Origin of the sequence: Actinomadura sp. 1N219 (assembly GCF_044326405.1) — a bacterium.
Taxonomy (GTDB): Bacteria; Actinomycetota; Actinomycetes; order Streptosporangiales; family Streptosporangiaceae; genus Spirillospora.
Genome location: NZ_JBIRAY010000013.1, coordinates 144881 through 167001, shown reverse-complemented (window position 1 = coordinate 167001; position 22121 = coordinate 144881). Strand labels below are relative to the sequence as shown.

17 protein-coding genes are annotated in these 22121 nt (G+C 69.7%); 5 read left to right on the top strand and 12 right to left on the bottom strand.

Features of this window, described 5'->3' with window-relative positions; translation table 11 throughout:
* The first annotated feature begins 82 nt into the window (after positions 1-82).
* Positions 83-1585 carry a sulfatase gene (locus ACH35V_RS33205; RefSeq protein WP_395978593.1) on the top strand — a complete coding sequence of 501 codons (1503 nt, stop codon included), beginning with the start codon at positions 83-85 and terminating at the stop codon, positions 1583-1585.
* Between the two features lie 91 nt (positions 1586-1676).
* The gene (locus ACH35V_RS33200; protein ID WP_395978591.1) at positions 1677-4793 is read left to right on the top strand and encodes a hypothetical protein; all 3117 of its coding nucleotides are present in this window, start codon (positions 1677-1679) and stop codon (positions 4791-4793) included.
* A gap of 99 nt (positions 4794-4892) precedes the next feature.
* Here the strand turns inward: ACH35V_RS33200 and ACH35V_RS33195 are convergent, their stop codons facing one another.
* Complete coding sequence (locus tag ACH35V_RS33195; protein WP_395978589.1) at positions 4893-5876, bottom strand: glycosyltransferase; 984 nt, start codon at positions 5874-5876, stop codon at positions 4893-4895.
* 332 nt (positions 5877-6208) lie between these two features.
* A complete protein-coding gene (locus ACH35V_RS33190; protein WP_395978587.1) occupies positions 6209-7651 on the bottom strand; it encodes an LCP family protein in 1443 nt (480 codons plus the stop codon).
* A 149-nt stretch (positions 7652-7800) separates the two neighbouring features.
* On the opposite strand from ACH35V_RS33190, the gene ACH35V_RS33185 reads away from it, so the two are divergent.
* Positions 7801-8742 (top strand): DUF6177 family protein, encoded by a 942-nt coding sequence (locus tag ACH35V_RS33185; RefSeq protein WP_395978585.1) that lies wholly within the window; start codon positions 7801-7803, stop codon positions 8740-8742.
* A gap of 125 nt (positions 8743-8867) precedes the next feature.
* Positions 8868-10280, top strand: coding sequence for a DUF1266 domain-containing protein (locus ACH35V_RS33180; protein ID WP_395978583.1), 1413 nt, complete (start codon positions 8868-8870; stop codon positions 10278-10280).
* Positions 10281-10348: 68 nt separating this feature from the next.
* Here the strand turns inward: ACH35V_RS33180 and ACH35V_RS33175 are convergent, their stop codons facing one another.
* Positions 10349-10825: a hypothetical protein gene (locus tag ACH35V_RS33175; RefSeq protein ID WP_395978581.1), complete on the bottom strand. Its 477-nt coding sequence runs from the start codon at positions 10823-10825 to the stop codon at positions 10349-10351.
* 250 nt (positions 10826-11075) lie between these two features.
* Here ACH35V_RS33175 and ACH35V_RS33170 point away from each other — a divergent pair, with 250 nt between their 5' ends.
* Positions 11076-11870 carry a hypothetical protein gene (locus ACH35V_RS33170; protein ID WP_395978579.1) on the top strand — a complete coding sequence of 265 codons (795 nt, stop codon included), beginning with the start codon at positions 11076-11078 and terminating at the stop codon, positions 11868-11870.
* 301 nt (positions 11871-12171) lie between these two features.
* Here the strand turns inward: ACH35V_RS33170 and ACH35V_RS33165 are convergent, their stop codons facing one another.
* From ACH35V_RS33165 to ACH35V_RS33125, 9 genes are all read right to left on the bottom strand, one after another.
* Entirely contained in the window at positions 12172-13812 is a 1641-nt protein-coding gene (locus tag ACH35V_RS33165; RefSeq protein ID WP_395978577.1) for a hypothetical protein, read from the bottom strand.
* 139 nt (positions 13813-13951) lie between these two features.
* The gene (locus ACH35V_RS33160; protein ID WP_395978575.1) at positions 13952-14335 is read right to left on the bottom strand and encodes a hypothetical protein; all 384 of its coding nucleotides are present in this window, start codon (positions 14333-14335) and stop codon (positions 13952-13954) included.
* Between the two features lie 118 nt (positions 14336-14453).
* Positions 14454-15812, bottom strand: coding sequence for a S8 family serine peptidase (locus tag ACH35V_RS33155; protein ID WP_395978573.1), 1359 nt, complete (start codon positions 15810-15812; stop codon positions 14454-14456).
* 106 nt (positions 15813-15918) lie between these two features.
* The gene (locus ACH35V_RS33150; RefSeq protein ID WP_395978571.1) at positions 15919-17079 is read right to left on the bottom strand and encodes a WXG100 family type VII secretion target; all 1161 of its coding nucleotides are present in this window, start codon (positions 17077-17079) and stop codon (positions 15919-15921) included.
* Between the two features lie 2 nt (positions 17080-17081).
* Positions 17082-17462 (bottom strand): hypothetical protein, encoded by a 381-nt coding sequence (locus ACH35V_RS33145; RefSeq protein WP_395978569.1) that lies wholly within the window; start codon positions 17460-17462, stop codon positions 17082-17084.
* Between the two features lie 134 nt (positions 17463-17596).
* Positions 17597-17884 carry a WXG100 family type VII secretion target gene (locus ACH35V_RS33140; RefSeq protein ID WP_395978559.1) on the bottom strand — a complete coding sequence of 96 codons (288 nt, stop codon included), beginning with the start codon at positions 17882-17884 and terminating at the stop codon, positions 17597-17599.
* A 40-nt stretch (positions 17885-17924) separates the two neighbouring features.
* Positions 17925-18239, bottom strand: a complete 315-nt coding sequence (locus ACH35V_RS33135) for a WXG100 family type VII secretion target (RefSeq protein WP_395978557.1) — start codon at positions 18237-18239, stop codon at positions 17925-17927.
* Between the two features lie 1887 nt (positions 18240-20126).
* Positions 20127-20510 carry a hypothetical protein gene (locus ACH35V_RS33130; RefSeq protein WP_395978567.1) on the bottom strand — a complete coding sequence of 128 codons (384 nt, stop codon included), beginning with the start codon at positions 20508-20510 and terminating at the stop codon, positions 20127-20129.
* A gap of 99 nt (positions 20511-20609) precedes the next feature.
* Positions 20610-22019, bottom strand: a complete 1410-nt coding sequence (locus ACH35V_RS33125) for a S8 family serine peptidase (RefSeq protein WP_395978565.1) — start codon at positions 22017-22019, stop codon at positions 20610-20612.
* Positions 22020-22121 lie beyond the last annotated feature (102 nt).

Here is a 22121-nt window from a genome sequence, read left to right as displayed (position 1 = left end):
AGGGAAAACGTCCAATATGCGCGAAACGTCCCTGCGCTCGTTACGCTTGATCAGCACCCGCATCCCGAAGGAGAGACGGACGTTGATCCGACATCGGCGGCTCGCGGCCCTGTTCTGCCTGGTCGCCGCGCTCGGCCTCGGCGGCTGCAACAGCGTCCAGCCGCCGGGGAAGGCGGGCGGCGGGCAGCAGGGGACCAAGCCGGCGAAGAAGCCCAACGTCGTGTTCGTCCTCACCGACGACCTCTCCTGGAACCTGATCGCGCACATGCCCCAGGTTCTCGGAATGCAGCGGGAAGGGCTCACCTTCGACAACTTCCTCATGGCGGACTCGCTGTGCTGCACCTCCCGCGCGACGATCTTCACCGGCAGGTATCCGCACAACACCGGGGTGCGCACCAATTTCCCGCCGGACGGCGGCTACGAGGTCTTCAAGGCGAAGGGCGGCGAGCAGGCGTCGTTCGCGCCGCTCCTCCAGAAGGCCGGATACCGCACCGCGCTGCTCGGCAAGTACATGAACGGCTACAGGCCGCACGACACGCATGGCGGGACGCGTCCGTACGTCCCGCCGGGCTGGAACGACTGGTACGTCACCGGCAACGGCTACCCCGAGTACAACTACAACCTGAACGAGAACGGCCGGCTCGTCCACTACGGCGGCAGGCCGCAGGACTATCTGACCGACGTCCTGGCGAACAAGGGACTCGAAGTCATCAAGAAGGCCCACGGGTCGTCGCAGCCGTTCTTCATGGAGATCTCGACGTTCGCGCCGCACGGGCCGTTCGTCCCGGCGCCGCGGCACGCGGGCGAATTCCCCGCCCTCCGCGCGCCGCGCTCGCCCTCGTTCAACGAGGCGGACATCCGCGACAAGCCGTCCTGGCTGCGGTCGCATGCCCCGCTGCGCAGGCCGGGAGTCGACCGCATCGACGCGGGCTTCCGCGACCGGGTCCGGATGGTCCAGTCCGTGGACGAGATGATCGGCCGGATCCGGACAACGCTGAAGCAGCTCGGCCTCGACCGCGACACCTACGTGGTGTTCGGCTCCGACAACGGCTTCCACATGGGCGAGCACCGGCTGGCCGGAGGCAAGATGACCGCCTTCGACGCCGACATCCGCGTCCCCTACGTCGTCGTGGGACCGAGGGTCCCTCCTGGTCACCGGGTCGGGGAGCCCGCGCAGAACACCGACCTCGCCCCGACGTTCCTGGAGCTCGGCGGCGTGGGACCGGCGCCCGCGACCGACGGCCGGTCGCTCGTCCCGTTCCTGCGCGGCGCCGAGCCGTCCGAATGGCGGGAGACGGCGCTCGTCGAGCACGTCAAACCGCCGCCGTCGCCCGCGGATCCGGACCGGCAGGACTCCGCTCCCGGAGCCCCGACCACGTACAATGCCCTTCGCAACGACGAGCTGCTGTACGTGGAGTACGCCAACGGGGAACGCGAGTACTACGACCGCCGCCGCGACCCCCACGAGCTGAACAACATCGTCGGCACGCTGCCGGAACAGCGGCGGCGGCACCTCTCGGACCTCCTGTACGCGCTCACGCACTGCACCGGTGAGAGCTGCACCGCTGCGGGGCGGAGCCGCTGAGGGAATCGCGTCCGTTTTGCGCCGCTATCATCGCTGACGACTGCGAATGCACGGCGATCGTGCACATGAGCTGAGGCGGGGGAGAGCGGGTGTGACTCCAACCGGAGAGCCGGACGACGAGCACGAGGTGGAGCGTCCCGAACCCGGGCAGCCGGCTCAGGCACCGCCGCCGCCGCAGTGGCTGAACGATCAGCAGTCCTCGGCCGCCCAGCTGCTTCCCGAGTACGCCGCCGAGCAGGGCGAGGAGGCCGGGGAGGCCGAGCCGGAACGCGAAGCCCCGTCCGCCGCCGCGCCCGAAGGCGCCCCCGGCTCCGAGTCCGGCCCCGACGAGGCGATGCACACCGTGGTCCTGGGAGGCCACACGCCCGCCCCCGGCATTCCACCGGCGACGTCCACCGACATCCCGGCGCCGCCGCCGTTCCCGTTCGAGCAGGAGATGCCGGACGCGACGCGCGTGCAGTCCCCCGCGCCGCCGCCCTTCCCCTACGCGCAGGAGATACCGGACGCGACCCGGGCGGAGCCGTTCCCGGCGCAGCAGTCCTCGGCGCCTCCGCAGCCTCCGCCGAGCCACCCGCCGGCGCCACCGTCCCAGAGCCCGCCGGCGCACGAGCCGTTCCCGTACGCCCAGCAGATTCCCGGTGCCCCCGCCCCCGCGCCCGCCACCCACGAGCCGTTCCCCTACGCGCAGGAGATTCCGGGCGCGCAACAGCCCGGCCCTCCGGCCGCCGAACCGTTCCCGTGGGCGCAGCAGATCCCCGGCGCGGCCGGTCCGGGCCAACCAGGGCAGCCGGGCCAGCCGGGGCAGTTGGGCCAGCCAGGCCAGCCGGGGCACGGCGCGGTCCAGCCGGTCGCGCCGCCGCCGCCCGCGATCGAAGAGCCGTGGCGGACGCAGGGCAGGTCGGCGAGGTCCCGCCGAAGCGTCAAGAAGCCGCTCCTGATCGGCGTGGCGGCGCTCGCCGTGGCCGGCCTGGTCGCCGCCGGCGTGCTCGTGGTGCCCGGCCTGCTCGACGGCGACGGCGAGGGTGACGGCGGCGAAGGCGCGAAACTGGCCGCCTCCCTGTTCCCCGTGGGCGGCGCCGCCCGCACCGACGGCCGCGACCAGCAGATCAGCGGCGTCGCGGCGGTCGGCTCGACGGTGGTCGCGATCGGCGGCGAGACCGACCCGCAGAACGCCCGGGGCCTCTTCCTGGTCTCCGGCGACGGCGGACGCACCTTCGAGTCCGCCGCCCAGCAGAGCACGGACGGCGGCGTCGCGCCGTCCGGCGGCGTCCCCGAGGCGGTCGGCGGCTCGTCCCGCGGCTGGATCGCGATCGGCTCCCGGGCCGGAGGCGGCGGCGCCGTGTGGACCAGCGACGACGGCCGCACGTGGCGCAGGCAGCCCGACGCCGTCGGCGACGTGTTCGGCGCGGGCAACCGCGTCCGCCGGATCGTCGCGACCGACAGCGGCTACCTCGCGGTCGGCGAGAACTCCGCGAAGGGCGACTTCACCGACTCCCAGCCGGCGGTGTGGCTGTCCGGCGACGGCCGGAGGTGGGAGGCGCGCGTCGGCGACCAGATCGGCGTCCAGGTCGACAAGGGCAAGTTCTCGCTGGTCGAGGCCGCCGCCGGCGGCAACGTGATCCTCCTGGAGGGGCTCGTCACGCCCGACTCCGGCAAGCCCGGCCCCTACCGGGTGGTCTGGCGCTCCGAGGACGGCGGCCGGACCTGGGCGACGTCCGACGTGCCCGTCCCGAAGGGCAGCCGCGGCCTGATGGTCGGCGGCGGCCAGGCCGGGTTCCTGGCCATGCGCGAGATCAAGTCGTCCGGGAAGCTCTACGGTCAGGCGTTCACGTCCAAGGACGGCAAGTCCTGGACCAAGGCCGGGGTGCTGCAGCCGTCCGACTACAGGCGGACCAGCCGGGTCATCGCCGACGGCGGCGGCTACGCGGCCGTCGTCGTCCGCGGCCGGGACGTGCTGGTGTCGCGCAGCGCCGACGGCGCGGCCTGGAAGGACGCGGGCGTGGCGGAGCTGCGGCCCGGCCGCGAGTTCACGGGCGCCGCGCTGGCCGGCGGCCAGGCGATCATCGGCGGCCGTGAGCCGGGCGGCGGCGACATGGACCCGGTGCTCGGCGTCTGGGACGCGGGCGGCACCGCGGTCCCCGTCGACCTGACGAAGATCCGCGGTGTGATCCGGCCCGACCATTCGGTCCGGTCCGTGGGCGCGACGGACGCGGTCGCCGTCGCCGTGGGCAGCGCACGCGGCGACGCCGCCGTCTGGTCGTCGCAGGACGGCTCGTCCTGGAAACCCGCCCAGGGGCTCGGCGCCGCGTTCACCCGGCCGGGGCCCCAGCAGTTGAACGACGTCGTCGGCGCCGCGGCCGGCTGGCTGGCGGTCGGCTACGACCAGGCGGCGCCGCGGCGTCCGCTCGTCGTCACCTCAAAGGACGGCGCGACCTGGGAGGCCGCCGACTCCGCCGCCGTCTTCGCGGGCAACAAGGACGGAACACCGATCACCTACGCCGCCGCGGCCGGGAACGCCGGATACGTGATCGCCGGAACGCAGGGCTACTCGGTGGTCACCTGGTTCACCAAGGACCTCGGGACCTGGGCACGGGGCGCCGGCACGGACCCGAAGAAGCTGCAGGGCGACAAGGCCGCACCCCGCTGGATGCTGGACGTCGCCGCCGGCTCGTCCGGCTACGCGGCCGTCGGCGGCAGCCGCGACGCCAAGGGCAACCACCCCTCGGTGTGGTCGTCGTCCGACGGCAGGAAGTGGACGCTGCAGCAGCTCCAGCTCCCCGCGGGCGTGACCGAGGGCCACCTCACCCACGTCGCCGCGCGCGAGAACACGCTCGTCGCCACCGGCCTCGCGGCGACGCAGAGCGGTCTGAACTGGCTCGGCTACGTCTCCACCGACGGCGGCAGGTCGTGGAAGCCGCTGGACTCCCCGAGCGGCGACACGGTCGTCTTCGTCACCGCGCTGACCGCGACGCCCAAGGGCTTCGCGGCCACCGGCACGACCGGATCGGCGGGCGCCACGGACGTGGTGTCGTGGACGTCCGCGGACGGCTCGTCCTGGACCGCCACGACGCCCGGCGGCACCGGCCTCGGCGGCGTCGGCGACCAGGAGATCACCGGCCTCGCGACCTTCAAGGACACGCTGCTCGGCGTGGGCCGCAGCGCGGACGCCGGCGGCGATCAGCCCGTCCTCTGGCCGCGCCCGAACTGAACGCGGTCACCGGCGGCGGGCAGAACGGCGTGTGCCCGCCGTCCGCCGTGCCCGCTGTGCCCGTCGCTCCCGTCTCGCGGCCGGTGGGCGTCGCCTCGATCAGCAGGCGGGCGGGACCGGGGGCTCCGGCGGCGCGGGCAGGGGCACCACCGGCGCGGGGGTCTGGTCGGGCTGACGGTCGTGCCGCGCGACGTATGTCAAGGCCGCCGAGGTCGGCGGCGTGGTGTCGGCGCGGTCGCGGGAGCGGTTGCGGCGGGCCCCGTACGGGGCGACGACCATCCGGTAGAAGGGCCGCCGGACGAGGGTCGGCACGAGCCGGTAGCCGCCGCGGACGACGACGTTGCGCCAGTACTGGGGGCGGGAGATGAAGCCCTCGCCGAGCATCTCCCGCTGCAGCCGGAGCTCCGAGCGCAGCAGGTCGCGGCCCCCGCGCCGCTCGTACGCGCCGTCCCCCACCCGGTAGTAGACGAGCGGCTCGGCGACGTTCACGACCCGCGCCCCGTTCGCGATCATCCGCGCGAACAGCCAGTAGTCCTCCATCAGCGGCAGGTCGCCGTAGCCGCCGACCGCGACGACGGCGCTGCGCCGGTAGACGACCGTCGGATGGTTGAACGGGTCGTGCAGGCGGGAGTAGCGGGCGATGTCGGCCGGGTCGCTGGGCGGGGTGCGCTGCCCGACGATGTCGGAGATGTCGGCGCCGAACTCCAGCAGCCCGGCGCCTACGAGTTCCGCCCCCGAGCGCACCAGCGGCACCTGGGTCTGGAACCGGTGCGGCATGGCGATGTCGTCGGCGTCCATCCGGGCGACGATGTCATGCCGGGCGGCCTGCAGTCCCGCGTCCAGGGCGGGGCCGAGGCCGCGGTTGTGCTCCAGCTGGACGAACGACACCTCGGCGGGGCTGTCGGCGACGAGTTCCCGCAGGCAGGCCGACATCTCTTCGGAGACGGGTCCGTCCTGCACCAGGACGACCTGGTCGGGACGGAGCGTCTGCTCATGGACGGCGCTGCGGAACGCGACCCGGACGTGATCCTCGCGATCACCGCCGTAGACGGTCATTAACAGCGTGAAGGGTTCGGGCTGCATGCGTCCGTTCCGAGGGGGGCGTAGGCGCCCGGCAGAGCCCTTTGCGGGGATCGGCTCCTCGGGGCAGAGGTCGGGGGGATTCGGATGGGTCGTCCTACATGTGACGCTTCAGCGGGGGTGTTGGTTTGCGCAGGCCAAGATACCGGTGTGCCCTGACAGTCGCGGATTTGACGGCCTGGCCAGGTCAGCGACCCACTCCTGTCCGCTCCCGGACAGCCGCTCCCGGACACCCCCGGCCGAGCAGCCCCGGACAGCCGGGGCCGAGCAGTCCGGGACGGCCCGGCCGAGCAGCCGGGGCCGACCAGCCGGGGCCTGAGCGCGGGTTCGCCGGGTCAGGTTTTCGCGCAGATGTCGCGGTCGGCGCGGATCTCTCCGGCGACCTTCGGTACCGCCGCGTTCTGGCCGAGGAGGGTGGCGCCGTCCTTGCCGACGACCAGGTAGACGTAGCCGGGTTTGGCGGACTTCCACGGACGCGGCTCATGGCCCGGCAGCGCGATCGCCATGCGGGCGGCCTGCCGTTCGGCGCCCACCCCGTACAGGATCAGGGTGCGGGCGTAGCGCTTCTTGCTGGTGCCGACCTTGACGACCTTGAAGCCGCGCTCGGTGAGCTGGTCTGCGGTGCGCTGCGCCAGGCCCGGGGTCCCGGTCCCGTTGTAGACGCCGACCCTGACCTGTTCCGGCGGGACGGGCTGGACCTTGTCCTGCGCCGCGATCGGCGTCGGAGGCGCCGGCTCGGGAAGCTTGTTGTCCTCCCGGACGGCCCTGAACAGCGGCTCGGCCATGGCCATGTTGAACTGGACGCGGTTCGTGTCCTGCGGGTACGCCTGCACCGGGACGGTGACGAACCGCACCTTCCCTGCGCTCATGCCGCGCAGGCTGCCCGCGAGCTTCTGCATGACCGAGAGCGTGAGCTTGTCGTCCGCCTTGATCGACTTCGCGACGGCGGACAGGAACTCGTACGTCCGTCCCGGGTCGGTGAGCATGCCCTTGTCGGTGGCCTTCTTCACCACGGACGCCATGAACGCCTGCTGCCGCTTGATCCGGTCGAGGTCGGAGCCGTCCCCGAGGACGTACCGGGTGCGGACGTAGCCGAGGGCCTGCTCGCCGCGGACGACCTGGCGGCCCGCCTTGAGGTGCAGTTCGGCCTTGGGGTCGTCGATGCGGCGCGGGACGCAGATCTCCACGCCGTCGAGCGCGTCCACGACCCGTTTGAACCCGGCGAAGTCCACCTCGACGTAGTGGTCGATGTGGACCTTGGTGAGGGACTCGATCGTCCGCCAGGTGCAGGCGGGGCCGCCGTTGGAGAACGCCGCGTTGATCATCCCGAACTGGGCGGGGACGGTGGCGCCGTTCTTCTTCTCGCAGGGCGGCATCTGCACCATCGAGTCGCGCGGGAAGCTGATGCCGATGGCGCTCTCCCCGCCCGGCGAGATGTGCAGCAGGATCGTGGTGTCGGACCGCTGCCCCGCCTCGGAGCCGTAGCGGGCGTTCTCGCCTTTGCGGCTGTCCGACCCCATCAGCAGGATGTTCAGCGAGTTGTTGAGCTTCTCCGGACGGTCGTCGCCGAGCCGTCCCTCCACGTTCTCGCGGTCGATCTGGCCGTCGAGGCGGCGCCAGAACCCGTACGCGGTGAGGCTGGTGCCGACCAGCGCCACCGACAGCACGATCGAAAGCCAGCCGAGCACGCGCCACAGCCGCCCCCGCACCGGCGGTTCCGGTGGCGTTGGGGCGTGGTCCGCGAGGTACACGGAGGACGGCGCGACAGCTCGCTGCATCCGTAACATTTCAGCACAAGATGGACAGGAGTCACGGTGGTCACAGCAAAGTCGGACGCCGCCGGTCCAGCGGCGGGACGGTCCGATGGAGCGGCGGGACGGTGGTGAGGCCGCCAAGGGCGGGCCCCGGTCGCTAGACTCCTCCGAAGATGAGCACAGTAGACGCGCTGACCGACCAGGCGATGGTCGTGCTGCAGGACAGGCCGCTGGTGCCGCTGAGCGCCTGGCTGAACAACGCTCTCGGCGACTGCACCGCGAGCGGCCGCACCCTGCAGCTCGTCACGCCGTTGGACTCCCGGCTCTCACTCCCCCTGCGCACCGCCGCGTCCGGGAACGAGATGCAATGGGTCGTCCGCAACGGCGACGGCTACTACGAGGGCCTGACCGGACGTCCGCTGAAGTGGAACGGCACGACGTTCATCCCCGTCCCCGAGGCCCGCGACTACGCGCCGGGGTTCACCACCCGTCCGAACGCGCCGATCGGCTCGCAGCTCACCCTCGTCTACCGCACCAGGCACGGCCCCGAAGGCGACCTCGGCGGCCCCGTCGAACGCCTCCTGCAGCTCCTCACCGGCAAGCCCCCGAGCGCGCTCGGCGCCGCCGAGCCGCTGGAGCACCCGTGGCGCGCCGACCGGTTCACCGAGTACGCGCGGGGACGGTCCACCGCCCGGCTCATCGTCGGCGGCGACGGTCCCCGTCCCGCCCAGGCGATCTGCGACTTCACCGCCAGCGCGGGCGGCGTCGTCGCCGAGGTCAGCACCGTCACCGTCGGCTACATGCCGGAGGACCCGCCGCCCCTGCAGCACCTGCCGACCCTCGTCGGCGCGCTCGCCGCCGACCAGACGATCGCGTCCCTGTTCGTCCAGCTCACCCCGGGCCGCGCCGACCTCACCACCGAGCCCCGCTGGACGGGCGCCCCGGCCCCCGTCGCGCTCGCCGTCGCGGGGACCGTCAGCGGCCCGAACGGCCTGCCCGGCCAGCAGGTCGGCCCGCCCCGCACCCCGCTGACGTTCTTCCCGCTCGGGGACGGACGCTCCACGGACGGCTGGCAGCGGCACAGCATCCTCATGCAACACCTCCAGTCCGCCTGAGCCACCGGCCCACCCGAGCCACCGGCTCCGCCTCAACACCCGAAACCGGGCTTTCGGTGCTCGCCGCAACAGACTCCGCACTCCCCTGATGATCTACCGGTAAGGGATGATGTACGGTCCTGCCCATGGGACAGGCCGGTCAGCTCGACGCGCTTGAGCGGTCCGTCAGGGGGACGCTCGCCGAAGGGTCGTTCGAGTTCGACGGCGACGAGGCGGTGCTCCGCATCGAGGGCTCCCGCGCCCTGACGACCGGCTGGCTCCGCGCCCTCGGCGGCTGCGGAATCGGACTCCTGCTGGCAGGCGCCGCACTCTCCCTGACGGGCTTGCAGGAGGCGGCGAGGTGGGCACTCGCCCCCGGCGCGGGCCTGTTCGGGCTCGTCCTGCTGCTGCGCTTCACGCCGCTGCGCCGCCTGTGGTCCGTCCTGGAGCTGCGGTTCGCGGAACAGGCGATGGTGCACCGGCGGACCCGCATCCCGTTCGGCGACCTGCGGCCCGAGCACCTCGTCTGGAAGGACGGCCGGTTCCTCCGCCGCCTCTACGTCCGGCATCCGTCCCTCCGCAAACTGCTCGCCGGGTTCTCGGGCGGCGAGGAGCGGCAGGCCAGGGAGTTCCAGCGGCGCCTATGGGAGCTGATCTCCGCACCGGACCTGCCCGGCGTCGCCGCCGACGGCGACATCACCCCCGTACAGCGCTGGATCATCGCGGCCGGCGCCCCCTACGGCGCGATCAACGGGTTCCGGCTCGACCGGCTCGGCGCCGCCCCCGGCGCGGACGCCGCGACCGCCGACCGGCGCACCGCCCAGGAACTCCTCCACGACCCGTGGGGCGCCTACGACCTCGAACAGCTCCTCGGCGCCGTCAACTGGCTCGTCCAGGACGGACACCGCGCCGACTTCACCCAGGACGCCGAACTAGCCGCCCGCTCCCCCGCCGCGCAGGAGGAGTACGGGACGCTGCTGCGCGAGGTTGACGGCCTCATCGCCCGCGACGAGCTCGAACCCCCGTTCGTCGAGCGGCTCATCGAGCTGGTACGCGTCCGGTACGGCGACGACGGCGGCTCGTACGCGAAGCTCGTCCCGCGGGTGCTGCGCGACGAGCCCGGCGCGGACGTCAGCGAGGAGGGCGCCGAACTCGCCCAGTTCCTCCACCACCTCTTCAACGACCGCAACCACGTGTCCGAGGAGCTGCACCGCCTCAAGGTCCTCGCCGACCCGGCGCTACGGGCCAACGTGGGACGTTTCCTCATCTGGGACTACGGACGAGCCCTCATGCTCTACCGGTGGGGTCACATGGTGGGCTGGCTCACAGAGGAATACTGCTGGGAACGGATGCTTCCGCTGGCGATCGACATCCAGCGGCGCTATTCGTCCTGGCGGGACATGGCGACCTGCTACCTGCAGGGCCGTCTGCTCTGGTCGGGCGGCGGCGGAAAGTCACAAACCGAGTACGAACGCCTCATCGACGACCTCGCCACAGAGCCGAACAGCCCCTGGAACGCCGTTCCCTGGGACCTAGACCTGACCCGCGACTGGCCATAACCCACCAGTTGTGCCGGTGCCGCCCCAGACCAGGGCGACCGAGCGGGCGACCGGGTCGGCGCGCGGGCCTAACCGCCGATGACGCCACCGTGGTAAGCGGCACCGTCCTGCCCGGGAGCCCCGCCGCCCGGACCGCCACCCGGCCCACCGCCTTGATCGGACGCCTTCCAACTGCGCGCCGGGGCCTCGCTCGTCCCGTCCGGGTAGACGGTCCCACCGGCCCAGTGCACCAGCGACTCGGCGAATTTACGGGCGACCCGCGTCGCGTCGGGCAGGTCGGCGACCGCGCGGACGTCCACCCACCACACGGGGGCCGTCACCCGCTCGGCGAAATCGGCGCCGAGCAGCCGCCGGATCTCGCTCTGCGCCGACACCTGCACCGCGTCCTCGATCGAGATGAGCAGCCGACCCTCGGTGTCGTACACGAGCGTCGGCTCGGGTTCCCCGCCGCGCAGCTCCAGCGCCTCACCCATGGCGATCATGCCGTCTGCCACGGCGTGCACATCCGGACGGCGGCGCACCAGCGCCACCAGGTCACTGCTCATCGGGTCACCCCAGCGTCGGGCGGACTGAGCGGGCCGTCACCGCGCACGGCGGACGGTCGCCGGCTTGAGTCGGACACCTGCCTCCCCTCTCCAACGCAACCCTATGAGACATCCGCGCGCGCCGCCGCCGTCCGCGGACAGCGCGCATCCCTGTCATACCTACCATCCCCTGTGAAATCGCCAACTCCCGACCGCTACTCTGGTCCGACCGAAATCGCCACCCCGCCACAGAGATCAGCACGGAGCGTTCATGAATTCCCCCCAATGGCCTGGTCAGCCCCCTGGCGGCCCCGGCTTCCCGCCGCCCGCGCCACCGGGTCCGCCGCTGCCCGGGGGACCCGGTTTCCCACCGCCTCGCCCGCCGCGCAGCGGCGGCGGAGCGCTCGTCCCGCTGCTGATCATCGGTGTGGTGGGGGTCCTGGCCCTCGTCGGCATCGGCGCCTTCTTCGTTCTGGAAAGCGACGACGACGATCCCCCCAGGACGTCCTCGCTGCCCTCGTACACGCCGTCCTCGCCCATCGACTCCCCTGAGCCCAGGCCCACGGAGTCCAGCGGCGGCGGGTCGGACCCGGCCTCGATCCTCGGCCCGACCATCCGGACCGCGAAGGGCAACACCTTCACCCGTGCGGGCACCCGCACCGCGTCGTGCACCAGCCGCGCCAACACCAAACTGCGCTCGGCGCTGAGCACCTACCCCTGCATCGGGGTGATGCACTCGGCCGTCTACGCCAACCCGTCCAGGAACATCATCACCTCGGTGTCGATCGCGAAGTTCTCCAGCCCGTCGGCGGCGAGCAGCATCAGCCGGGTGACGTCCAGCAAGGGCTGGCCGCTGCTGCTCACCCCGTCCGACGCGAGCGGTCTCCCGCAGCCACGCGCCAACCCCGCGTACTGGACGCGCTCTTGGCCGCAGGGCTCGAGCGTCGTCTACGCCCAGTCGTACTGGTCAAGCGGCGCCCAAACCGGCGGCCGCACCGGCAGCGTCTTCACCACCGCCGGCGAGATAGGCGTCGAGGTCAAGAACACCCTCGTCTGGACGGACTAACGCCACCCACAGAACCACCCGCCCCGCAAACGGACGGGCCTCTTCAGGCGGCCTACCCAACCGGCGAGCAGACGTCCAAGCAAGCAAACGGCCCAACTAACGGATGACCGACGCCTGGACGAACCCCGCTGCGGGGCGCATGACCAGCCTCCAGACGGCCCCAGCCCACGGACGGACGATCAACGCCCGAAGGGGATAGATACCGGGCGAAGACATCCCGAGTCGTCCCGCGCCGCCCCGCCGCCGCCCGCTTGGTCCGGTGTCCGCTTGGTCCGGTGGTCCGCTTGCTTGGTCCGGTGTCCTAGCGGCCCTGGCGCGGTCCTGCACCTGGGGCCGCGCCTTGGCCCGGGTGCATACCCTGGCCTGGGCTCTGGCCAGGCGTCACGTCGCCCAGCGACCGCGCGAACGCCTCGTAGGCGATCCGGCTGACGGCCGCCTGCGTGGCATCGCCGAGCCGGGACATGTCGACCGCTGCGCCCATCGCGATCTGCCGGTCATACGGCAGTTGCACGACCGGCGTCCCCCACGCGGTGAGCATCTGCGTCGCGCGCGCGAGGTCGGCGCCGACCTGCGGAGCGTGCGACACCATCGCGATCACCGTCCGGGGCAGCAGGCTGCGCTGCACCCCCTGGGAGAACCATTCCAGCGCTCCCCGTGCACTGAGCGCACCGTCAACAGTGCCCGGGGTAACAAGGACCACACTGTGCGACTGGCCGAGAATGCCACGGTGCAACTCAGTGAGAATTCCCGCACTACAGTCCGTCACCGCAGTGGATATGTAGCGGCTCACAGCGCTGAAGGCCGCCTGATACGTCTCGAACGTGAACTCGCCGGTGATCCGTCCGCCCCGCGTCGCCGCGAGCACCCACAGCCCCTCCCGGGTCTGCTGCAGATACTGGGCGGCTTCCTCGAACGAGCGCGGCCGCTGCGCGGCGAGATCGAAAAGCGACAGCTCAGACCGAACACCCAGGCGCAGCGGCAGCGACCCGAGCTCGGCGTCCGCGTCCATCGCCAGTACCCGGTCCGGACGGTGCCGCGCCAGCTCGGTCGCCAGCAGCGCGGCCACGGTCGTCTTCCCCGCGCCACCGCGGACGCTGACCACCGTGATCTGCCGGAAGCCGCCGACGGGACGGCGCAGGTAGTCCGAGATCTCCGCCTGCGTCCGGATCTGGCCGGACGCCCCGACGGCCTTGCGCATACCCCGGCCCACGCGGCGGACCAGCGCGTCCCCATGCTGGTTCTTGCGGACGAACTCGTTCGCCATGGGCACGGCCCCTCCACCGTGCGTCTGCGGCTGCTGAGGCGGCGGCGGGACGGGCGCAGCCGGCCCCTGGGCCGGAGGAGCTGGATGCGCGGACGCGGCGGCATCCCGTTCCTGGCCGTCCTCCTCGCCCTCGCCGACCCCCGGGGCCTGCGCCATCCCGGGGGCCTGCGGCGCGGAGCCGCCGATCGGCGAGATCGCCGAATCCCAGCTGAATTCCTCGTTGACCAGCGGCACTTCCGCCTCAGCCGCGTGCTGATCGGGCTGCTGCACGGGCGTGTTCGGCTGCGGATCCTGCCGCGGAGGCTCCTGGACGACGGGCGCCGGCCCAGACCCCTGCGTCGGCGCGTTCGCCTGCGCGGCATCGGGGAACGGATCGTACGACCGGGGCGGCTCGGGCTCTGCGGCAACCGGCTGCGGCGGGTCAGGAAACGGGTCATAGGACCGAGGCTGCTCCGCCTCGGCAGGCACCGGCTGCGGCGCCACAGGAGGCGCTGGAGGCGCGGCAAGGGGCTCCTGCACGGCCGGCGGCGGCGACGGCCGCCGCGCGCTGTGCTCCACCGCCTCAGCCCCCCAGCCGGCGTCGGCGAGAACCGCCGACGCGGACCCGAAGGCCGCGAGGCCCCGCTGCGACACGCCGAGATCACGCAACACGGAGTGCTGCCAGCTCGAGTCCGGCACCCGCCCTCCTTTCGTCCTGGTGCCAGCCTAGGGGTTCCCGGCCTGTCCGCGAACGCCCACATCACCCGAAGAGACCGACCGCTCGCTGACCTCGCCACCCTGAGTCAACTGCGGCTTTCAGCGACAGGGACCACGGACCTCATCCACCGGTCATGGCACTCCCGCCCGCCTCCTTGTGGCATATGGCCGAGTTCGAGCGGACCTTCAACAGCTCCTGCCTGTCCATGCCCTGAGCGTTCTTCGGCGCAAAGTTGAACGCCGGGTCGGACGGCTCTGGCATGTCATAACCGAGCTTGCGCATGCACGCGACGAACTTGGTGGCCATCTTGAGCTGCTCCGGGGTCAGCGGATCGCCTTGGATGCTGCCGGCCTGCCCCTTAGGCGCGGACAGCTTCTTCTCAAGCTCACTCGTAGGCGACGCGCTGCCCTTCACCCCCGCAGACCCCTCCGACTCCGAGCCACAACCACCCACCCCCAACGAAAGCGCGAGCACAGCACCAGAAAGGACCAGAACGCTCTTCATGACAGACATTCTCACTCTCGTTGAAATGGTTGTCATACGCCACCTCACAGCAGACCCATAGCCAAGAATCAGCCACAAGAAAGTTGCGAGACCCTACCTCAAGCGAAGAACTGAGGCCCTACCTCGGCGGATAGGGACCGACGCCACCCGGCCCCTGCGGCGGCATTTGAGGCTGCCCACCCTGCTGACCAGGAGGCGGCGGCGGAGGCCCCGCAGGCCCACCCCACCCCGGCGGCGGCCCCGCCCCAGGCGGAGGCCCATACTGCTGCGGCCCTCCAACAGGCCCCACACCAGCGGCGCTCGTAACCTTCTTCCTGCTCCTCACCACAATGAAGATGAGGACCAGCGCACCAAGCACCCCAACCACAACAAGCCCGATAATCAGGAACCTCGTATTACGCGCCGCCTGCTCACTACTCTCATCAGCCGCCTTCTCAGCCGCCGTCTTAGACTTCTTGACCGACGGCCCTCCGCCCCCTGGTGGGCCGGGATTGCTCTTCACCCACTTGTCGTAAGCGGCAAACACCGGATTCGGCGCAGACTTGGGAACCCTGGCAGTCAACGCATCGTGCGGGATGACCACTCCGTAGCCGGTCATGTTGTCCTTGCCTGGGGGGCCAGCATCCACGGCGGTGTTGATAACCCGCTGAACCACCTCACGAGCCGACATCTGCGGGTACTTCGACCGAACCAGCGCCACCACTGCAGAGGTCAATGCCGTTGCCTGGCTCGTCCCGCTCAGACCGGTGGCCACCCGGCCATCGGCAAAAAGCGCGTTGACGCCGAGGCCGGGAGCAGCGACCGCGACGTAGGGCTGTCGCTCACTGCCCGTCCAAGGCCTCTTCTGATTGTCGACTGCCCCGACCGCAAGCACGCCGGCGCAATTTGCTGGCTCCATTGACTTATTGTCTTTATCGCCATCGTTACCGGCTCCCGCGACGACGACTACATTTCGCTGAAGCGCATAGGAAACCGCATCCTGGATTAGCGGGCGACATCCATGAAGAGCAGGAAATGCTTGGGAAATATTGATCACCTTTGCGCCGTGATCAACCGCAAAACGGATCGCCTTGTCCCATGACACGAGGTCCGACCTCACCGGCATGATCCTAGCTTCGGGAGCTACACCCACGTACCCGGTGCCAGTCCCCTGCGCAGCGATCAGTCCGGCCATGCCTGTGCCGTGAGAGTCATCCATGTCCGAGGTGGGACCGACCTGGCCATCCCCCTTGTCCAATCTCGCATCGAATCCGGGAACCAAAACGCCCTGGAGATCAGGAATCTGTCCGTTGACACCATTGTCGACTACGGCAACGGTGACACCAGCTCCCTTGCTGATCGGCCAGACCTCTTTCTCGATCGCCCAAGACGAGAACCACCACTGGTCCTCTCGCCCTCGGGGAGTCGCAGCGGCAGGCATCCCAGTTGTCAGAACTAGGGCTGAGCTGGCGATCATCGCGGCAAGCAGTCGCGTCATCCGTTGCACAGTGAAACCTCACTACGCGGAACACGGCGTGAGCGGTCCGAGGAGATCGATCCCACTCACGCCGCCTCCTACATCGTCTCGTAATCGAGTTTGAGATTCAGCCAATCACGGGAGGGGCGGCGTCATCATCGTTTCCACCCCACACGTCCTCATCTTCGGTGAGCCAGGTGGTGCGCTCGTGCTCGTCCTCACCGCTGCCACCACCGCCGCGACCGCCGCCCATGGGCATGCCGCCCATCCCGCCGCGGCCGGCCGAACCGGCCTTGTCGAGGCCCTTGCCTCCGCTAACGCCGCCACCCCGGCCCGTACCGGCACCGGGCATGCCGCCAACCAGGCCACCAGCACCGAGGCCGCCGCCACCGGGAAGGCTGCCGCCACCGCCGGGCAGGCTGCCGCCACCAAGGCCGCTGCGACCGAACGGGTCGACGCCTCCGCCACCACCGCCAGAGAGGCCAGCGAGATCACTTCCGGAGGGACCTCCACCAGGAAGACCGCCGCTTCCACCGCCGGGCAGACCGCCACCACCAGGTAGACCGCCACCTTCACCGCCGGTTGAGAGACCGCCGCCACCGGGAAGGCTGCCGCCGCCTCCCGGAAGGCCACCTCCGCCGGAAAGGCCCCCACCTCCAGGGCCATTCGGCGGGCGCCCACCCCATACACCCGTCTGGGGGAGATTGGTGGAAATCTTCTCGGGCATGGCGGTGTTGGCCTCGCGCGCACGGCCGCTCAGGCGGTTCACATGCTCCACCGCAGCTTCGGACTCCTTGTCCTTGATCAGCCCTAGGGCCTCGCCCTTCGACAGTCCAATCAGACCTCCAGACAGCCCGCCCAGGAGAGTTCCCCCGGTGACGACGCCAGCGTGATCCCAGGTAAGTCCCTTGAAGAATCCTTCCTTCGGCTGATGATCTCTGTACCACTGCAGGTGGGTACCGTGCGTCGAAAGAGCCTTGCCCGTACTTTGGGAAACTTGCTGGAGGTTCTCTGCGCTCTTCTGCAGCTTCTGCAACTGCTTGAGGGTAGCGTCCGCGTCCTCGCCCTTCCAGACAGCTGCCAGGGCAGAGGCCTGTGCCCGCAGGGCTCCCGCCACGTCCGCGAACTTGGTACCGAGGCCCGTGTAAAGCGATCCGGCTTCCCTTACCCTTCGCGGGTTGGTTCCCTCGAAGAGCCGGTTCATGTCGTCCATGTCGCCTGACCATTGCTGGCCGTTATCGGTGTTTGAGCGGATAGCTGCCTCGTATGGACGGTCACGGTCACCCATGCCTAACCCCCGCCCCATTTGCTTGAGTTATTCCGGTTAAGGTTGGCGCCACCGTTCGGGCTCACAGCGTTAGCCGCGGCGATGTTCGTTTGCTCCTTCTCGTCATGATTCCCGATCATGCGTTCCAGAGCCTGGATGACACCGTCGTAGCTGTCGAGGAACGCCTCGTACTGGCTCGAGATCTGACGAAAAGCCGCGCCGGTGGACGCCGCCAGTGCATGTCCCGCGTGATAAGTTCCTAGATCCTGTACGGTGATATTTCCCTTCTGCTGAACCTCAAGGGTGGTACCCGGTGCTTCTTCGAACTTCTCCCGCTCCGCTTTCAAGGCCTTGATGATCTTTCTGACTTCTTCGGTGTCGATCTCGCTCTTCTGATCACCCATATGCACCCTCCGGCAGGCAGTAAGACCCGCTGCCCCGTTTGAGTTCTCTCCGAGAAATCTTGGCCCAGTGCGCCACGGCCGGCTGCGTCCCTTCAGGACGGCCCGGCCTGGGAAGCGTGGCGTGGTCGGCCGTGTCAGCCGATGATGTTGACGTTGGTCTTGACCGTGCCCTGCCCGGTCTCCTGCGACGACTGGATCACCGCACCGAGCTGCTGCACGATCTTGTTGATGTCAGCGGCCGAGGCCTCCCACTGCTGCTTGGCCTGGAAGTAGGCCTCCCGCGCGCCGTCCTCCCACTGAGCCAGCTTGCTCTCCACACTGCGAGCCAGATCATCCAGCTCGGAGTTCATCTGGTTCGACTTCTGCTGGAACGCGGCGAACGCCTGCTGCATCGCCCCGAAATCCATCGACTGAAAGCTCATGATTCCTCCGTGTCGTCCCGAGTCCGGTGATGGATGCCGATCAGCCGTTCAGCAGCCCGGCGACCCGGTTGACCGCCTCGGTCTGCTGCTGCTCGCTGCCCTCGTAGTTGATCTTGACCTGGACCAGCTTCTGGTGCAGGTCGTTCAGGACGTCGAGCACCTTGGTCAGCTCACCGTTGAACTCGTTGAAGACCTTGGTGAAAGCACTCCCCGCCTCACCGATCCACCGACCCGACAGCTGCGACTGCTCCTGACCCAGATCCGCCTGGATCTTCTTCAGGTCCTGCGCAGCCTCCTCGACCCGCTGGGCCGCCTGGGCCATTTCTGCTCTGTCGACCGAAGACTTCTGGCTCATCAGTCATCCTTCCCGACATTCGTTCGACGCGATGCGGGCCCCCGCCGGTTCCTCGCCACCCGGACGACTTGAAACCTATCGTCAAGCAGAGCACACATCCCCGTAAAGCGATATTAGGGGGCGGAAGCGCCGGATCGTTGGCAATGGCGTTTACGGAAGACCACATTGGCCGAATAGTGACCGCCGAAGCTTGCTGACCTGGGAGTACAACCGCTCCCCTACGGCACCTGTCGCCAGGCTGACCTGCTTATACCGTCCCCGACTGCCCCCAGGGCGCGACGTCCCGCGAGGGATCGTCACGGCATCACAGCAGCATGACCGTTGCGTCGGCGAACATGTCAGATTCTTGCACTAGATCGTGATACCTGCCCTTTCGTGCTGATCAGACACAGCAATGAAGTTGATCAAGAACCCGCTATATGCGAAAAGTGTCCCCGAGCTGGGGTATTAGCTCGCTGAGACTCCGGTAGTCCTGGACCGGAAAGCCCTCACGTGCAGCCACGATGGCCGAACCAAGATCGCGGGCGTCTTACACAGCGGTTGATCGCGTGTTAGGTCAGTGAGCCTGCAGGCAGAGATGCTTCGGGTCAGCAGCGCGCAGGCTGTGAGTCCGCAGGTGCTGAAGCGGTCGCGTCAACCGGGACGACGCACGGCGCTCCATGGAAGGTGCCACCAATCTGGCGGTGACGCTCTGCGCTGGACCACGTTGGTCAGGCCGATATTGCGGTGCTGTGAGACCGGCCGCAGGCGTTCAGGCAGTTAGCGTCCGCCCGGCGATGTCATGTCCGCTCAAACCCAACTCGACGGTCGTGGGCCTGGACACCATCGACAACCGCGTGCCTCGACCGCCGGCCTTCTCGCACCAGTCGGTTGAGGCCTCTGCTGGGCCCCGCCGCCGGCAACGCAGGTCCCGGCCGATGCGGAGTCGCCTTACTGCCGTTGGCCACCCGGCCAGACCAGATGATCTCCGGATCGACGAGATCTGAACTGCCATCTCTGGCCCGGGGATGCGGCCCACGAGACGAGTTGGCCGGGTCCTGAGCAGAACGCTGGGCTTGATCAGGTGGCCGTCTGAACGCCCTCATGCAAGTTCGCGCCAACCAGATCTGACCGGCGCCACTCGGCTCACGATCGGGACACGGGGCCTCCGATCCCGGACGCCGACTGCCTGGTGAGCGGCGGGCAGGCAGCTCGCCAGTTGATTCATTGCTTGCTGGATTGGGCCAGCTCGTTACACCGGTGATCAGTTACCTGCGGGCTCTGCCAAGCCCTCGAACAACGCCAGCCCAGCCCGAAGGACCTCGCCGCTCGAAGCGCAGTGCGACCGTTGCGGCTGTCCCGCAGACGAAAGAATCAGCGGCAGAGCCGGGAGACCGACCGACCCGGCCGAGTGTTCCGTCCTGGCCGGGGCACGTTGCCCTCCTGGCCGCGACGCCTGCGGAGGGCGCGGCCTCCTATTTGGTCCTGTCGTTGACCAGTGAGGCTCTTGGGCCAACGGCTCTGCGGATCGGGATTCGGCGGCTCGTTGGGAAACGGGTCGCACCGGGCAGGCTGCTCTGGCTTGGGGGGGTTACCGTTGGCGGTGATGTCCGCCGTGCACCCTGCGCGGGCCGCCTCTGGCACGACGCGTGATCCTGGGGTTAACGGCTGTATCGCTCACGTAAAACTAGCGGCCGGGTCGTTAGCCGACCCGGCCGAGCGTCTTGTTCTGGCGTCGATTCCTCGTCCTACTGCTCCCGAAGCCTGGGCGGTGATCTGGGCTAACGGGTCTGGCAAGTTGATCGGGCGAGGGTGTTGTCTCTCAGTTGAGCTCCGGGGTTGGGCGAGACCGCTGACGCATCGCTGCCCACCTGGAGAGGCCGCGTTACGAGGGCGGCTCTTCGTTGGTTACTGGGACTGGGCGGCGCACTCCTGGGAGTCCTTGTTGATCTTGTCGGGGTCCTTGCCCTCGACGTTCTTCGGGGCGATGGCGGGCGAGGTGGGCTCGGGCATTTCGTAGCCCTTCTTCCGCATGCACTCCACAAGCTTGGTGAGCGACTGCTTCTGCGCCGGGGTGAGCTCGCTGCCGCCGGTGCCACCCCCGCCGTTGCCGCCGCCACCGTTCGTGCCGCCGCCGTTGCCGGTGATGGTGCCGCCGCCGGGGCTCGCCGACACGCTGGTACCGGACGACGGGGACGTGCTCCCGCCCGCGTCGTCCGAGTCTCCTCCGCAGGCGCTCAGGCTGAGTGCGAGGGCGGCAGCGGTGACAGGGATTACTAGGAGCTTCTTCATGGCTACTCTTTCTGTCGGTTTGGTCGCACACCAGGGAGGACGGCTGCCTACGCGCCCGGTACCGAGCGAATAGACAGCCGTGAAGAGAAACGTGACGTTCTAGTTCGGGGGCCGCGAGCCTCCAGGGCCCTGCGGCGGCATGTACGGCTGCCCACCCTGGGGGCCTCCGGGAGGCGGCCCTGGCTGACCACCCCAGCCGGGCGGCGGGCCGGACGGTCCGCCCTGCGGGGGCACCGGGTAGCCACCCTGCGGAGGCGCGCCCTGCCCTTGCGGAGGCGGCGCTTGGCCGCCCCAGCCCTGCGGCGGGCCGGACGGCCCGCCCATGGGCCCGGATCCCGGTCCCCTCGGGGGGCTCTTCTTCTTGCTTCGTCGGATGACGAGGAAGAACACGATCCCGCCGATCACCACGATCGCGCCACCGGCGATCAGCAGGATCATGAGGTTGCGGTCGGCCCGGTCCGAGTCCTTGGTCGCCGCGTCCTTGGGCCGTTTGGTCGCGGACGGCTTCGCGTTCGCCTGTGGGTTGTCCGCCAGCCAGCGGTCGTAGGCGGCGAAGACGGGGTTCGGCGCGTTCTTCGGAACCGTGGCGTTCATCGCGTCCGCCGGGATGATGACTCCGGTTCCGGTCATCTGGTCCTTGCCGGGCGGGCCGGCGTCAACGGTCGTGTTGATGATCCGCTGGACGACCTCGCGTGCCGGCATCTGCGGGTGCTTCGACCGGACCAGCGCCACCGCGGCGGATGCCAGCGCGGACGCCTGGCTCGTCCCTGCCACATGGTCGGTGACCTGACCGTTGGCGAGGACGGTGTTCACCAGGAAGCCGGGGGCAGCGACGGCGACGTAAGGCTGTCGCTCGGTGGACTTCCAAGCGGCCTTCTTGTTGTCCACCGCACCGACGGCGAGGACGCCTGCGCAGTTCGCCGGCTCCATGGACGGGTTGCTCGCGTCGCCGCTGTTGCCGGCACCCGCCACGACGACGACGTCCTTCTGCAAGGCGTAGGAGACGGCCTGCTGGACCTCGGGACGGCACCCGCCCGACGCCGCGAAAGCCTGGGAAATGTTGATGACCTTGGCCCCGCGGTCGGCCGCGAAGCGGATCGCCTTGTCCCAGACCGACAGGTTGGACGTCACCGACATGATCTTCGCTTCGGGTGCGACGCCGACATAGCCCGAACCCGTGCCCTGGCTCGCGATTAGGGCGGCCATCCCGGTGCCGTGCGAATCATCAAGGTCCGTGGTCGGCCCGACCTGGCCGTCTCCGCTGCCGGACGTCGCATCCGTGCCCGGGACCAGCACGCCCTGCAGGTCGGGAATCCGCCCGTTGACGCCCGTGTCGATGACCGCGACGGTGACGCCCGCCCCCTTGGTGACGGGCCAGACCTTCTGCTGGATCTCCCACGCCGAGAACCACCACTGGTCGTTCCGGGGGCCCGGGATCGCGCCGGCAGGCGCCGCGGTGGTCATGACCAGGGCGGACGTCGCCCCGATCGCGGCGAGCCATCGTGTCATCCGTCGCACAGCGAAACCTCACTAAACGGAACACGGCGTGAGCGGTCCGAAGATATCGATCCGCTCACGCCGTCTCCTACATCGTCTCGTGATCGAGCCTGG

What these genes read in the sequence shown, in the direction of transcription:
- ACH35V_RS33195 (WP_395978589.1), bottom strand. Translation starts at nt 5,876, where the DNA reads ATGCAGCCCGAACCCTTCACGCTGTTAATGACCGTCTACGGCGGTGAT.
- ACH35V_RS33190 (WP_395978587.1), bottom strand. Translation starts at nt 7,651, where the DNA reads ATGCAGCGAGCTGTCGCGCCGTCCTCCGTGTACCTCGCGGACCACGCC.
- ACH35V_RS33185 (WP_395978585.1), top strand. Translation starts at nt 7,801, where the DNA reads ATGAGCACAGTAGACGCGCTGACCGACCAGGCGATGGTCGTGCTGCAG.
- ACH35V_RS33180 (WP_395978583.1), top strand. Translation starts at nt 8,868, where the DNA reads ATGGGACAGGCCGGTCAGCTCGACGCGCTTGAGCGGTCCGTCAGGGGG.
- ACH35V_RS33175 (WP_395978581.1), bottom strand. Translation starts at nt 10,825, where the DNA reads ATGAGCAGTGACCTGGTGGCGCTGGTGCGCCGCCGTCCGGATGTGCAC.
- ACH35V_RS33170 (WP_395978579.1), top strand. Translation starts at nt 11,076, where the DNA reads ATGAATTCCCCCCAATGGCCTGGTCAGCCCCCTGGCGGCCCCGGCTTC.
- ACH35V_RS33160 (WP_395978575.1), bottom strand. Translation starts at nt 14,335, where the DNA reads ATGAAGAGCGTTCTGGTCCTTTCTGGTGCTGTGCTCGCGCTTTCGTTG.
- ACH35V_RS33155 (WP_395978573.1), bottom strand. Translation starts at nt 15,812, where the DNA reads ATGACGCGACTGCTTGCCGCGATGATCGCCAGCTCAGCCCTAGTTCTG.
- ACH35V_RS33150 (WP_395978571.1), bottom strand. Translation starts at nt 17,079, where the DNA reads ATGGGTGACCGTGACCGTCCATACGAGGCAGCTATCCGCTCAAACACC.
- ACH35V_RS33145 (WP_395978569.1), bottom strand. Translation starts at nt 17,462, where the DNA reads ATGGGTGATCAGAAGAGCGAGATCGACACCGAAGAAGTCAGAAAGATC.
- ACH35V_RS33140 (WP_395978559.1), bottom strand. Translation starts at nt 17,884, where the DNA reads ATGAGCTTTCAGTCGATGGATTTCGGGGCGATGCAGCAGGCGTTCGCC.
- ACH35V_RS33135 (WP_395978557.1), bottom strand. Translation starts at nt 18,239, where the DNA reads ATGAGCCAGAAGTCTTCGGTCGACAGAGCAGAAATGGCCCAGGCGGCC.
- ACH35V_RS33130 (WP_395978567.1), bottom strand. Translation starts at nt 20,510, where the DNA reads ATGAAGAAGCTCCTAGTAATCCCTGTCACCGCTGCCGCCCTCGCACTC.
- ACH35V_RS33125 (WP_395978565.1), bottom strand. Translation starts at nt 22,019, where the DNA reads ATGACACGATGGCTCGCCGCGATCGGGGCGACGTCCGCCCTGGTCATG.